The organism is Pseudoalteromonas sp. S1608 (assembly GCF_005887265.1).
GTDB classification, from domain to species: Bacteria; Pseudomonadota; Gammaproteobacteria; order Enterobacterales; family Alteromonadaceae; genus Pseudoalteromonas; species Pseudoalteromonas undina.
On sequence record NZ_PNDK01000015.1, the window covers coordinates 85,976 to 100,495 of the forward strand.

Consider the following 14,520-nt stretch of genomic DNA (forward strand, 5'->3'; position numbering starts at 1 on the left):
TTTTAATTGGCAAGCCTGATAGCTTGCCATTTTTTTTCCGCAATTTAGCCTATCTTTTGGGATCAGGTTTTTACTAACTAAAGCCCATTTAAACCAAAAAATAACGTACTCATGGCCAATATCACTAATATGAGTAAGTTAAAAAGTTTAGTTAACCTCACCAAAAAGCTATAAAAAGTCATTACAATTAAAGCACTTAACGTCATATAGCCACAAAATTGCAAACCACCATAACCTTGTAATTCGTTAACACATAACAGCAAACTTAGTAAAATACTGATCCAAGCAACACTCAATAAAACCAAACGCTGCTGTTGAGTGGGGCGCTTATTAAAAACATCCTTAAAATGATTAAATTTAGCCAGCGCAAAGCAGTTAAAAGCCACCAAACATAAGCTAAAAGGAAGCAAGACAATCATACTTTTTGCTCCTGAGTATTTATTGGAGTTGGTTTTTTAGCTTGCAGAGCAGTACGTAATTTTTCGGTTTGTAACAAAAACAGCAAACCAAACGCTAGAAAAAGACTATCAAACATAAATAATGCCCACTGCTCGTGACGCAAATAACTGATTATATTACCTTGTGTTGTTAGCGCATTAACAAGTGGCACACTAAAGCAAGCAATGCTGTTTATGGCAGCCATCACACACCACTGCAACTTGTCACGCTTTACAAAGGCAATGATGAACACACATAGCCAAGTTAAAAAGAAAGCGAGTATTTCTTTATCCGCGCGCTCAGCAACCTGTTTACTGAGTAAACGATTAGCCAAAAAGAAAGCCGATGTAGCCAAGGGTAGTCCCATCAATGTTCCTAGATTTAACCCTTCAACTAGCTTTAGCCCCCAAGATGGTTGAGTATTTTTTTTCATTCTTTCGCGTAAGCGCTTAGCCCACATTATGCAGCCTGTCGCTATCATTATGCAGCCGGCAATGCCGCCTAAAAAATATAAAACACGTAATAATGGTTCTGCTAAACGCCCAGTATGCATTGAGTTTAATGATTCATATAGCGCCTTACTGCCAGTTAGTTCATCATCAGTTTGAGCAACAAGCTCACCACTCGCTCCGCTAAAAATTAAACGGGGTGATTGATCCCTTAATGTTTTTCCAGGGCTCACCAAAACCATAATAGTTGCAGCGGCTTTATTCGGCTTATTAATAATTACCCGAGTTATATCAGCCTCTGGCCACTTAGTATAAACCTGATCCAAAACAGTATTGATAGGCACTAAAGGTGCAGTACCTTGCAATGATTCTGTTACAGGACTACTTGGCGAAACATCATTGAAAAAACCACGTATTCCATTTTCATAAACGGTTTGTGCGGGGTAGGGAAATATCATGAATATCAGAGTAATAATGCCGGTATAGGTAATCATTAAATGAAACGGTAAGGCAAATACAGAACTTAAATTATGTACATCTAACCAGCTACGACTGCCTTTATTAGCTCTAAAAACAAACATATCTTTAAAAATTCGTTTATGAATTACTATCCCTGATATCAATGCAATAAGCATAAACAAGCTTGCAAAACACACAATCCAACGCGCTGTTTTTACATCAATATAATGTAAATCAAAATGCAGGCGATAAAAGAAATTTCCCCCTCGGGTATCTGTAAAAGGGGCTAAAGGCTGCATATTATTTGGATCTAAACGGGTATTTTCAAAAGAGGCTCTGCGCTGCTCAGGCTCTTTTGGCTTAGCATAACCATACGTTAAATAGGGTACACGCTCTTCAGGAAGTGTTATACGCCAATTAGGGGCATTAGGTGCTTGGGTATTTAAATACTCAACGCCACTTATTATTTGTTGCTTTTGCGCGCCAATACGGTCTGTCTGCTGCTCAATATTATGAATACTTGGCTGATTCCATAAACTAACTTCATCTCTAAAAAAGCTGATGGTGCCTGCAAAAAATATTAAATACAGTAACCAACACACGAGTAAACCTACCCATGTATGTAACCAGGTCATTGAGCGAAAAAAACTCCCTTTCATAACCATCCCTTCATTAACGACAATATAAAAAATTGCACTGCAACACTTAGTAAAATACTGATCCAAACTGTTTTTAACGACTGAAGATAAAAACTATAAATAAACACCAGTGCATAAATTAAAATACTCGCAGACACACTTAAAAGAACCGCGTCAACTTTAGAGACCGGCACCACAACACTTAACAGCGACACACTGACGGCAGTAAAGAAATACCCGCCCACAATGGCGATAAAAAAACGCGATAAAACCGCTAATTCATAGTTAAAGCGCTGCATAAATTGCCATAACATAGAAAATACGGGTTTGGGAAAGTCTAAAAGACGGTTAGAGGCCTGCATATACTGCAAATTCCTTTTAAACATAGCTAAAAAAGATGGCGATATTATAACGCCAACAAATACAAAAGATAGTAATTCTTATTTGTATTTGAATGCAGTGATAAGCATTAAATTGAGTTAGTTAAATAGTGATCTGCAATTAGATTACAAATTAACTATAAAATAACCTGTATAAGTGAGTGCTTGTTCTGAATGCGTTGTTGTTATCTACTAAATACATAAAGCCGCAGTAAATACACGTCAGTGTATGAAATTAAAAGTTAGCTAAAGCACTCTCATGAATCAGTTTTTAAATGGCCTAACAGGAAAGTTTGATACAGCAGCTAATAATTAAAGATCTTCTAAGCTTTAAATTTCCCTCAAATAACACTGGATCAGTATTTTACCAACAAGGGATAAAATACCACTGATATAAACCGATTTTTTACTAACTTATTACCGTAGAGGGCTAAAAAACCACCAAAAACGATGAAAAAACAGGCTTGGAAAATTAAATTTCATACTTTTAAACCGACGTGTTAGTAAAAATCTGATCTTTGATAAATGCGGTTTAATCCGTAATGATTTTAATTGAGCAAATAACAATAGAGATGCAATGCGTAAATTATGCTCAATAAATAAACATGTCGCATAGATGTTGCAGCCACTTTATTTTACTGCTTAAGCACAGGCCTCCAGCCATACAAAACTACAAAATGGTTCTGAAAGATTAAAAATAGTTTATAAACATCTATATAGATTCAAAATAAGTTAAGTCACTATGACTATGCCTTAAAATAACTTCCTCTAGCGTTAAAATATAATTTACATCGGTGTTATTTTTCTTGTTGCATTTTGCTGGTCAAAATTAATAACTTCATATTGCTTATCTCTTTTAAAAAGCCTTAACGTTAACAAAAGATTTCATTTTGATAACAATTGTGTTTAAATCCGAAACAATGGACTGAGATAACCCTCTAAACTAATTTGCACGGAAGTAAAAAAATAATAATTTTTAAAAATGGAAAAACTATGAATAAAAAAATCTTTGCTGCTTCCGCTTTACTAGCAATCTCATCAACTTCTTTACTTGCATCTAACCAAACATTTCAAGCAAGTGTAAACGGTTGGACTGAGCCTACTTTTGCAGAAGATAGCGCACTGCACTTTGGTAAAATTCGCTTATCTACAAGTTCAACATGTACGATGGATAATGCTGGCGTTGTATCGGGTGACTGTGATGCGTCAGATGCAAACATTCAATTAGGTGGAATTACTGTATCTGGTTTAGCGCCAAATTCAGCAATGAATATTACTGTATCTGGAAGCACAGGCACTAACTTAACTTTTGCTCCAGTAACAACGGCTACAGATGGAACAACCAGTGTAACAACTGCTGACAATGTTGCGTCTCCTTTCACTACTGATGCAAGTGCAACAGATATTACCGTTAATGTATATGGTGATATGACCGTTGATTCTACACTGACAGCGGGCGCTGCTTACACTGTAGATTACACTGTAGATGTGTCTTTCCAATAAGACTATGAAAGCTGAGGCAATAGTAATTTACTAATTTAGTCTCAGTTTATTTTTTTTGCGCAATTGCGCATTAAAAATAAAATGTGTGGAGCATCGCGCTCCACTTTTTATTATCATGTTGTTGAGTTGTCCCATGATGTTTAAACTTTTTTGTTGGGCTTCCCTTTGCCTAACTCTTTTACTACCTGAAATTTGTAGTGCCAACCTTGCGCTGTCTGAATACCGTTTATACTTCGATGGACGTACTAAAAATAATTCACTACTTATCCGCAATACCTCTAATAAAAATCTCGATTTTAAACTTGTTGTTACCCATAAAGATATGACCGAAGAAGGAGCGCTTATAGATGTTACTCCGCAACAAGTTGAAGGACGCTCTGCCAAAAACATGCTACGGTTTTCACCACGTCGCGGCACTATTGCCCCAAAAGGGATGCAAGCTATCAGAATGACCGTTCGCAAAAAAGCTGAGCTTGCTGTTGGCGAATACAGGGCGGTGCTTAAAATCATAGCCTCTGAATCACAAAACCCTGACGCTGATGGAATAAGTATTAGGCCTAAGGTTGCTTACAGCGTGCCTGTTATCGTTCGTCATGGCCAATTAGAGGCTGACTCAGAATTAATAAACCCGCAATTAATTACTCAAAATGGGCGCCCGACTCTAACATTTTGGCAAACACTCACAGGGAATCGCTCTGTGTATGGAAACTTTGAATTAGTTGATGAGAATAATGTAATGGTTGGTGAAATAGCCAATGTGGCCGTTTATACCCCTCTATCTCGTCGAAAGGTATACATCACTTTACAAGCTCCAGTGACAGGACCTTTGACACTCAATTACAAAGAAAACGAGCTTTACGGCGGTAAAATCGAGTTAGCGATCCCTATTAATATCAAATAGAAAGTGCTAAACATAAGGGCATTAGGCTGTGGTTTAGCGGCTCGCTTATTACTTTGTACATTACTGTTAATTGCACCTAAAGCAATCATCGCCAAGCAGTTACCGACTCTTTATCAATGGCCTATTGATGAGGAGGCTTTTGTGATTATAAATGTCAGGGTAAATGGGCGTTCAGTTGTCTCAGATTTAGAAGCCTACTATTCAAAATCAAATAAGTTGCTATTGCCCATAAGCGCCCTGAAATCGACTATGGGAATTAGCTTAAATGTGTCACAAAATACACTGGTTGCTAAAGTTGACGCAAGTGAGCTGGTGCTTAATACTGAGCTTTCCTCAACTTTAGCTCCCTCAGAAAATGTTTCATTGTGGGCTGTCGATGACTACGACCACTATGTTGATTTATCCGTCATAAATACACTTTTAAATACCGACTCGCGCTTTGATTACTCACTGATGCAGGTTTCATTTTCTAGTAGCTTGCTTACTTATAATAACAGCCAAATAACAAGTGGTATTACAAAACAAATTAAGTCCAAAGTACTGCAATACGATCACTTTATAGACGACCAATACCAAACGCTGACCTATCCGGTATCTGAATATTCATTATCAGCAAGCTATAAATCGTCTAATAATCGTTATAAGGGGCTGCTCAGGCTTAATAGCTACTTTGACTTATTTCATCATCGAGCTGAACTACGATTCAACAAAAACGAAAACACCGCTAATACCTTTTTAAAAGTAACTAAAGACTTTAATTTAAGTGAACAAGATCACTCACTGGCACGCATTCACTACCAATTGGGAGATATTCAATCTCAATCAGATCAGCTTATTACTAGCTCAAATCAAGGTCGGGGATTTTATATTTCAAATGCTAACCCACATTCGGCACAAAACTTTTCAACCATTACCATTGAAGAACCCGCATTACCGGGCTGGCAAGCGGAGCTGTATCGAAACGGTCAATTTATTGCCACTACTCAAGCTAACGACGAAAATTTGGTTCGATTTATCGATGTTGAAACGTTTTACGGCAACAATATTTTTGAAATTAAACTTTTTGGCTCACAGGGCGAGCAAGTTACACGCACTCAAAAATATACAATAGGACAAGACGCACTATCGCCCGGAAAAATAAGCTATCAGGTGGAGTTTTTAGAAACAGATAAAAGCGTTTTTAATCAATCTAATAACGCTTCAACAGCGATGAGTAATTCCTTTAAAAGTAATCTCTCTTATGGCATTAGTGAATTTATCACTTATGACGCTCAAGTTACTCATTTGCAAACTCACCAAGATAACAGCAGCTACCTATCATCGGGGCTAAATACACTTACAGATCACGGCAGTTACCGTTTTCTAGCCACAAAACAACTCGATGCTGGCTATGCTTATTTTGCCGGCTTTAGAGGCCTACTTTCTGATACACTTTTTAACGACATCAGTGTTAATGTTGAATACAGTGCCCTTAATGACTTTTCAAGCGCTTTATTTGTAGCACAAAAGAACTCACTCAAAAATAGGCTGTTATTGAGCCTAAATGGCCGCACTGATTTCTTTAACTCCCTGAACTGGAATATGAGATGGAGCAATGAAGTACGTGAAAATACCAACACTAAAAACCGACTCTCATTAGGTATCAATAAAAGTTATATCGGAGGAACATGGTCAAGCCAACTATTTTATGATGACGATACGAATAACCTAATAAACCGGCTTTATTCTTCAATGGATATTGCCTCTTGGAAATGGACCAACACCTTAGATTGGCAGACTAATAATGGCGCAGAACTTACTCGTTTGAGAAGTAGTTTACGTTGGCCACAAACACAAAGCACCTTCAATCAAACCCAGCTGACTTATCAGTCTAACTCTGCAGCAAATACGCTTTTAAGTCATCAGTATACATACCGCCATGAGATATTTAATATACAAGTATCAGGGCAAGTCGATAATCAAGGTGATTGGCGCTTTTCTTTAGGTTTAAATGGCACATTTAGTTTTGATCATTTAGAAGCAGACTTTAACTTTGACACTCCTCGCTCATTAAATTCCGGACAAATAGAAGTTAGTTCGTTCATAGATTGGAATGAAAATGAAATCTTTGACCAAGGCGATGAGCCAATTCAAGACGTTAATTTTACTGGCAACTACCTATGGCGAGATAAATACACAAATAATGACGGAAAGGTCTTGCTGCCAAGCAGTTACGGTGGCCAAGTTTTAGATGTTAATTTACGCTCGTTGTCTAATCCTTACTTGCAGCCCTCTTTAGGGAAAATTAAAACATTGGCTCATAGAGGCGGGCAAACCAAAGTAAACATTCCTTTAGTTGTCTACAACGAGGTTGAGGGGACTATCTATCTATCGAGCAATGAAAAGAGTAAACCTATCGCAGGACTGACGGTTGTACTTAAAGAAAAGGGCGGCGAAAAGCATTATTCAACGGTCACTGAATATGATGGTTATTATTATTTTTCTAATGTCTCTCAAGGAAGTTATATTCTTGAAATAGAAAAAAATGAGCAGCTATCAGAAAACATAACCATAAAAAACCTTCCCGAGCAGATCATCACTGAAAAAAGCGGCGATACCATAATACTGCAAGACATCATTGTATACACAAATAACGCTAATACCTTAAATAAGCAACCAACAACAGCAGCTAAAGCAAACCAAAACACGCCTTATTTTGTGCAATTAGGCGTATTCAAAAAGTTTCAATCGGCACTTATTGTGGCGAATAAAATTGATAAAGCAGCCTATGCTTTGCAGTTATATAAGCATGAAAACCGTGATAGCTATTACCTCGTTGCAGGCCCATATAATAATGCAGCTAAAGCACAGCAAACCATTAATGATGTTTATTCAATACCGGCGCTTCATGGCAGCTTTATGGTTGATGCAAGGCGATATGCCTCACCACAGTGGCGAAAAATAGGGGAGTGGGGCGATATGCAAACCCAAAAAACTGAGACTTACTTTTGCCAGTACGTAGCATATACCTCTGAAAAATCAGTTAATAAAAAACTGCTAAGGGAAAATCCATCACTGTTCGTAGCAAAGCAAGCAATAAAAGGTGAAGCCCATTATTTGATGCTGTCAGGGCCGCATAATGCAAAGCAAACAGCGTGTGATAAGCAAGTGGTTAAACAAATAAAAGGGCTCACCACCGCGATAAAGAAACCTTGGCACAGCATTTTTGCTATAAATCAGTAGTAAAGTACTGCACCTGTGTTTTGCCATCACTGTTTAAATGCGACTCACATTTTATTTCACAACGCGCTCCCGCGGATTCGGCAACCCAAATCGATTGCGCGCTCTTTTTAATATAACACGCAGAATACAGAGCATCCTCTTTTTGCGCAGCAACAACAAAACAGCGTTGAAAATTACCCAAAGGTAACACTTTAATTGGATAAACTTGTTCTTGTGCAATTACACCAGCACTAAACGTTTGTGATGATTTGGCATAAACAGCATACGAAATAGCGAGCATACATACCAAAGACATTAAAATAGATATTTGTTTCATATAATTAAAGCGAATTAAAAAACAATGTAGTAAGTGTAGGATAAATTAATTTTTATGTATTTATTTAGCAATTATTAGATTGAAAATAGCAATGGCCGCCTATCAAATTAGTTGAATCACCACAAGTCAATGTACTGATGTTATAATACATTTTTTTGCAAAAAGAGCGGGGCACTATGTTAACTATTTCAAACAGCGTAACCATTGATGAATGGGAAGTAGAGCTAAGCGCTATTCGCTCGCAAGGCGCTGGCGGACAAAATGTTAATAAGGTAGCCAGTGCTATACACTTACGCTTTGATATAAACCGCTCTAAATTGCCCGAATTTTATAAAGAACGATTACTTGCTTTAAAAGATTCAAGGATCACCAAAGAAGGGGTATTGATAATTAAAGCCCAGAGCCACCGCACTCAAGAGCTCAACAGGGAAGATGCGCTTAAACGGCTAAAAGATCTAATTTTAAGCGCCACAAAGGTTAATAAGGCACGTCGTGCTACCAAACCTAGCCGTAACTCACAGCGTAAACGTATGGATAAAAAAACCAAACACGGCCAAACCAAAGCTCTCCGCGGTAATATTAAGCTGTAACTTAAGTAACCTGACTCTGGTTAAGCACATAAAAAAGGCTGCGAATGCAGCCTTTAATTTAATCATAAGTATGATGGCGGGTGACGCTAAATCGGTTTAGGATTCGATGCACTACATACACTGCGCTTAAGCTTACTGTTACTGCAACAGCCACCGAGCTAAATCGATACATGGCGCTGTATATTAAATCTTGCCCAGGGCCTAACGACTGACCAAATAAAATCCCAAAAGTGGTCAATACCCCAAACCCAACCCCCGGTGGACCACCACCTAAAATATGAAAACGACTGAATATAAAAGATAAAATCCATAATATAGCCACCGGAAAAAGTAAAACGTCGGTATGGTTATACAAAAACAATTGCGCAACTAAAGCAGCATTACAACCTATCAGTGTACCAATAATACGCTGCCAACTTGCGGTGCCCGCCGCTTTAAAACACAGCGAAAATAAAATTAAAATAGATGCCGCTTGCGCCGAAATTGAATCTTGCAAATCAAGCACCTGAAAAACCACAAACGACAAAGTCGCAACCGTGGCACATAACAACACCTCGTGACGAATACTTTCTTTATCCTTGTGCGGTACAGCGCGCATGGGTCGCGCTGTCACGTCAGGAAACAAGCCATGCATCAAGAGCGCAATAATAATAGTAATAAAAATAGCCACACCATTACTTAAAATAAGCGGGTAAATGCTACTAGCTTGATCAACATGACTGGCAAAATGTAACTGAATCGATAAACTCACCGCACCTAACGCACCAAATAAAAACGCACCACCAGAGCTCATTAAGTAAAATAACACGCAAAAACTAGCAAAAATAATGAGCGTCATTAACACCGGCAAGTGTGAAAGTAAGCCCTGTAAAATAAGCACTATAAACGCACTGTAGGCAGCACTGGCAACAAATTGACGGATCACGCCTTTGTTAATACTTGGCACTAAACCGAGTAGTAACATAGGGTAAACTGTAAAAAATATTCCATTGGGCCAATTCATTAACTTGCACAAAGTAAAACCAATCGTGCAGCCGCCAGCAATCCGTAGCGCTTGGCGTAAACCATTTGAATCGAGTTGTGGCGCTTGGCTAACATGTTGTGTCATTACTCGCCCCACTAATAAATGTAATGTAACCAACTAATAAAGCGGATCTGTACTGTTCCCAACCATTGACCTATAGCCGATTGTGGAAGTAACTGCACAGTGGCACGCGCACCACTGGGCATATTATTTATAAGCTGATTGTTATTTGGCAGCACTAAATGAATACGTTGACGCTGCGCATCCCGAACCCAGCGATTGCTGGTTTCGGTGGTGCTAAGTAATCCATTTGCACTAAGTTGTCCGTCACTGACACCCGCTTCAAATATTTCAATTTTTGCGTCGAATACTTCACCAGGCCGGCTATCAAATACCACTTTTGCTAAACTGCCTGGCTGCATGTTTAATAGTGACTTTTCACGAAAATCGGCCACCAAATCCGCTTTTTTAGCTACAACCGCGAGTAATGGCTTACCCGCAACTGCATAGGAGCCCTCAAGTAACTGTAAATTAGCTACAACGCCATCACTTAAAGCCCGCACTTGCGTATAAGATAAATTAAGCTCAGCTTGTGCTAACTGGTTTGCTGCATGGCGCAGTGCTAAGTTATCTTGCCCTGAATCGCCACGCGCTAAAACAGCTTCTGCTAACTGTGCTTCAAAGGCAGCTAAATTAGATTGGCTTGCTGCAAAATTTGCACGAATGCTTTCAAGCTCTTGCTCCGAAATAGAGTTTTGTTTGTAGAGTGTTTCGCCACGCTTTTTTAATAGCTGCTGCTCATGCAATTTAGCGTTAGCCGCACTTATTTGTGCCTCCAGCGCTTTTACGTTGGTATCAAGTCGTTTATTTTGCAGTTTGGCATCATCAAGCGCGAGCTGCGCTTGCTCAAGTGCTAGTTGGTAAGTATTTTTGTCTATTTCAAATAATACATCACCCGCTTTAACCGTTTGGTTATTACTAACCAATACATCGGTAACACGGCCGTTTATTTGCGGCGATATTTGCACAACCGGATGGTAAACCCGTGCTTGTGGCGTAACCGGTAGCCATACATCGGCAACAATATAATAGAAAAATACAACAATAAAACCAACGAGCGATACTTTAACGTAGCGGGCAAATTTTTGATCGGGTGTCATACTTATTTATCTCCAGATAAGCTTGCAATACAACGCCGCGCGTTTTCTTCCATTTGCACTAAACTATGCGCCATACCGTCAAGCTGCTCCGTGCTTAAACCTGCATATAAACGCTGTTTAATATCGCTTGTTAACTCTTTTAAGTGTTCTAATAACTTTATACCCTCATCGGTAAAGTACAATTTTTTACTGCGTTTATCGTGTTCATCAACTTGTCGAATAACTAGATTCTGCAGCTCTAATTGCTTAATGGTGCGCGTTAATGAGGGCATTTCAATACCTAAACTGGTCGCCAACGCTTGCTGTGTTGCCCCTAAAGGTAAATGATGTAAGTGGATCATTGCCGTCCAGCGCGACTGAGTTAAACCTAAGGGTTCAACCGCCAGTGTCACCGCTTCTCGACATAAGCGGTGCACTCGACCCATATTGCCGCATAAAGTTAAATCGAGTGTTTCATGAAAAGGAATAGTGCTACTCATAGGAACTCTTACTGGTGAATATCAGCAAATTTTAGCATTAGTTAGCAGGCTAAGTAAATATCGCATTACTCTGTCTCATACAGCGAAAGAATAAAATGAGCATACCCAACTTACCTTACTGGCAAATTGGGTACGAGAGGGGAGAGGGGTGAATTAAATTACTGCTAAACGCTTAAAGCGAATAGTGGTCATTGCTGTAAATAGCCCACATAAGAGCACAAACAAACCAGTACTATAATAAAGCCCTTTAGTGCGTACAGGCTCCGCTATAGGCTGAAACTCTGGAAATAAATCCAAGTCACTATTTGTTACTGGTGTATCATTAAATAAATAAGGGTAGATAAATTCACTTACTTGCTTATGATATGCACTTACTTGCATTAAATAAGCTTGATACGCTTGAGTGTCTGTACCAGAAAACTGATTCAGCGCTTGTTGATAAAGCAGGTTGGGGGATAACCAGCTTACCTTAGATAAACTGTTTTCACGTGCTTGCTGTAATTGTAAATAAGCTTGCCAATGATTATCAACAGCAAGGTCGCTCAAGTTCTGCATGGCGTAATACCATTTCCAATGAAAGCGTCCTTGAAAATCAATTTTATCGCGATACTGTGGATAGTGCTCACTAAAACGCGTTAATGCCGTTTGCATGTCTTGATCCCAGCCATCATTTAAAATCAATCGCTGCTCTGTACTTGCTCTTAGTGCAGGTTGCTCAGTATATTGCTGATTAAGACCAAGGTGAATAGCCCCAGGGATCAGCACTGAAAATACAAGCCAAATACTTACAAAAGCAAGGCTGTTGAACAAGCCGCTCATATTTAAACTAATAATAGCCGCAGCAATTAAAAACCATAACCCACTGTAGGCAAGTGTTAAGCCTAATACTGCTATAAATACCTTATCAAATGGTAGCGATAGTAAAACGGCCGAAGCTAAAAATAGCAGTAAGATTATCCCTGCAACAATGTAAAAACGCAGCAATAGCGACCGAATAATGGTCTTTTTTGCTGCATTTCCAGCGAAAGCACTGAGTAATGTAAAACGTCCTGATTGACGTTCGTCACTTAGTAAATTTACACATAGAATGCCAATTAATATAGGTAGCATATAGGCAAGAACAAAACCCAAATCAAACCCACCGGCACGGTGTTTACTTGGGTTAATCACTTCTTTGTTGTAAATTTGCCCTTGCAAAGCTAGCGCGTTTACTTTCATTGCAGCTAAGTTATTTTGACTTTGCCCAGTAAACAGTGCTGCCCAAGGCGATAAATACCACTGAGTGGGCGCTTTAGCGTAATAAGCCAAAGATCCCATTTCAGGTAAATCACCTTTGTCTTTTAAATGCGCACGTTCTTTTTCAAACACTATCTTGGCAATAACTTGGTCTTTTCGTACCTCTTTATAAGCATTTGTACCTAAGAAAACAGCGAGTAGCGCGCTAAATAAAAACACTAACAAGCTAATTTGATTAGCACGCGGCGCCAATAAGCGCTTGAGTTCAAATTTAAGCATGAATAAATGCCCTCCGTTGCAATGCTGGCGAAATTAAAATACCAAGTAATAAAATAGTGATGAGCATAAATGCGCTTATTGCTACAGCACTGTTTTTTAATGACCAACTTAGGGTGGCATTTTGAAACTGAAACTCAGGAAAGTCCTGCCATAATGATGCTGAAACTCTTTGCTCACGGTCATTATGATGATCGACACCTTCAGCATGTATCTTATTCAAACCCTGAATGCGTTCAAACCTGTGATGCTCTGCTTGTTGCTCAAAATCAAAGAAGTGCCGACTGTCAGAAGCACTGATCGCCATCGATAAATCCCGTACTGCCAAATATGGATTGAGCCAGTAAAACTTGCTCACAAATGCCTGTTGCGCTGCAAATTTATTCAACTGGCTTTGATAGTGCCGTTGATATATTTCAGCACTGATCCGCTCACCTTCTTGCATTACTAGTCCTCGGTAGTTAACCGGCAACTCCTCCACAGTATTAACACCGTAGCTTTGTAATACTTGCTGTTTGAATTCGCTAAAATGAGGATCGTCTGGATTGTGGCTATTACCAACTTTACGAATATCTGTTTGCACCGCTAACGCCAGCATATTACGGCTCTTATGCGGGTGTAACTGCTGAGCTATATCAGCCAACGTTCGTGGTGTAAGAACTAATAATACAAACCATAGAGTTATAAGTGCGGTTAAACTGTGTTTAGGTAAACGTGTTAAACTTGAAACCAGTAACACAACCGCAACCCAAAAAATGCAGTACGCTAAATACAATAAAAATAGCAACCCAATACGAATTAACATATCAGCCGAAAATGCAACCTCACTCGCGGTTGAAATAACCAGTGAGGTAATAAAAACGGGCAGTAAAAATAACGCACTAAGCAATGTATAAGCGAAACCCTTACCAAATAACAAATGATTAAATTTAACCCCAACAGCTAACATTTGTTTGAGTGTGCCACGCTGTTGATCGCCACTTATAGTTGAAAAACTAAGAGCAATTAACAGTAATGGCCACACAAACAATAATAAATTTGCCACAGATAATTCGGAAAATCTTAACAAAGTGGCCGCTTGGCTATCATTGGCAAAGTTCGCACTGTTTTGTTTATGCGCTTCTAAAAATACGCTATTGCCTACCCAATTATTTACACCTATATCAAAATAACTCAGTGCACTGGGCGCTCGAAAAGCAAAGTGCCCAAAGTGTGCAACTCGGTGCGGGTGTCTATCTGGTTGAGCAAGCCATTGCTGTTCAACCATCTGCTGAGAACTTATTTGTAGCGCACGGCTTTGTTGGTACTGTTGCCAGCTAGTAAATAACGCTATTGCTAACAACAATTGCATTAAAGCAAACAACAACCATAGCGTACGGTTTCTTACCTTTTGTTTTAGCTCATGTTTACACACGTGCCAACTAATAAAATGAGACATTAATCATTCCT

At 39.0% G+C, this 14,520-nt stretch carries 13 protein-coding genes; 4 read left to right on the forward strand and 9 right to left on the reverse strand.

The genetic code is table 11. The annotated features are described in order from the left end of the window. Positions 1-77: 77 nt before the first annotated feature. From CWB75_RS07755 to CWB75_RS07765, 3 genes are read right to left on the reverse strand one after another with little or no spacing between them, the layout of a single operon-like run. Positions 78-419 (reverse strand): DUF3325 domain-containing protein, encoded by a 342-nt coding sequence (locus CWB75_RS07755; RefSeq protein ID WP_138570317.1) that lies wholly within the window; start codon positions 417-419, stop codon positions 78-80. Then, on the reverse strand, positions 416-2,005 hold the full coding sequence (locus CWB75_RS07760; protein WP_109875033.1) for a PepSY-associated TM helix domain-containing protein: 1,590 nt from the start codon (positions 2,003-2,005) through the stop codon (positions 416-418). Before CWB75_RS07760 ends, CWB75_RS07755 begins: the two co-directional genes overlap by 4 nt. Beyond that, the gene (locus CWB75_RS07765) at positions 2,002-2,346 is read right to left on the reverse strand and encodes a hypothetical protein (protein WP_075170119.1); all 345 of its coding nucleotides are present in this window, start codon (positions 2,344-2,346) and stop codon (positions 2,002-2,004) included. Before CWB75_RS07765 ends, CWB75_RS07760 begins: the two co-directional genes overlap by 4 nt. A 1,011-nt stretch (positions 2,347-3,357) precedes the next feature. Here CWB75_RS07765 and CWB75_RS07770 point away from each other — a divergent pair. From CWB75_RS07770 to CWB75_RS07780, 3 genes are all read left to right on the forward strand, one after another. After that, complete coding sequence (locus CWB75_RS07770; RefSeq protein ID WP_010388724.1) at positions 3,358-3,867, forward strand: hypothetical protein; 510 nt, start codon at positions 3,358-3,360, stop codon at positions 3,865-3,867. 133 nt (positions 3,868-4,000) lie between these two features. Further along, on the forward strand, positions 4,001-4,768 hold the full coding sequence (locus CWB75_RS07775) for a fimbrial biogenesis chaperone (protein ID WP_241773569.1): 768 nt from the start codon (positions 4,001-4,003) through the stop codon (positions 4,766-4,768). 3 nt (positions 4,769-4,771) lie between these two features. Then, entirely contained in the window at positions 4,772-7,990 is a 3,219-nt protein-coding gene (locus CWB75_RS07780; RefSeq protein WP_138570318.1) for an SdrD B-like domain-containing protein, read from the forward strand. Here the strand turns inward: CWB75_RS07780 and CWB75_RS07785 are convergent. Then, the gene (locus CWB75_RS07785; RefSeq protein ID WP_041709269.1) at positions 7,977-8,306 is read right to left on the reverse strand and encodes a hypothetical protein; all 330 of its coding nucleotides are present in this window, start codon (positions 8,304-8,306) and stop codon (positions 7,977-7,979) included. The two genes, CWB75_RS07780 and CWB75_RS07785, sit on opposite strands and share 14 nt — an antisense overlap. 176 nt (positions 8,307-8,482) lie before the next feature. On the opposite strand from CWB75_RS07785, the gene arfB reads away from it, so the two are divergent. After that, positions 8,483-8,896 (forward strand): alternative ribosome rescue aminoacyl-tRNA hydrolase ArfB, encoded by a 414-nt coding sequence (gene arfB / locus CWB75_RS07790; protein WP_010388730.1) that lies wholly within the window; start codon positions 8,483-8,485, stop codon positions 8,894-8,896. A 58-nt stretch (positions 8,897-8,954) separates the two neighbouring features. Here the strand turns inward: arfB and CWB75_RS07795 are convergent, their stop codons facing one another. The 5 genes from CWB75_RS07795 to CWB75_RS07815 form a co-directional block, all read right to left on the reverse strand. Further along, complete coding sequence (locus tag CWB75_RS07795; protein ID WP_138570319.1) at positions 8,955-10,004, reverse strand: DUF2955 domain-containing protein; 1,050 nt, start codon at positions 10,002-10,004, stop codon at positions 8,955-8,957. A gap of 11 nt (positions 10,005-10,015) precedes the next feature. Continuing rightward, positions 10,016-11,080: an HlyD family secretion protein gene (locus tag CWB75_RS07800; protein ID WP_010388734.1), complete on the reverse strand. Its 1,065-nt coding sequence runs from the start codon at positions 11,078-11,080 to the stop codon at positions 10,016-10,018. Between the two features lie 2 nt (positions 11,081-11,082). Next, a complete protein-coding gene (locus CWB75_RS07805; RefSeq protein ID WP_076922550.1) occupies positions 11,083-11,559 on the reverse strand; it encodes a MarR family winged helix-turn-helix transcriptional regulator in 477 nt (158 codons plus the stop codon). Positions 11,560-11,712: 153 nt separating this feature from the next. Continuing rightward, a complete protein-coding gene (locus CWB75_RS07810) occupies positions 11,713-13,074 on the reverse strand; it encodes a DUF3526 domain-containing protein (protein ID WP_138570320.1) in 1,362 nt (453 codons plus the stop codon). Continuing rightward, complete coding sequence (locus tag CWB75_RS07815) at positions 13,067-14,509, reverse strand: ABC transporter permease (RefSeq protein WP_138570321.1); 1,443 nt, start codon at positions 14,507-14,509, stop codon at positions 13,067-13,069. Before CWB75_RS07815 ends, CWB75_RS07810 begins: the two co-directional genes overlap by 8 nt. Between the last annotated feature and the right edge of the window lie 11 nt (positions 14,510-14,520).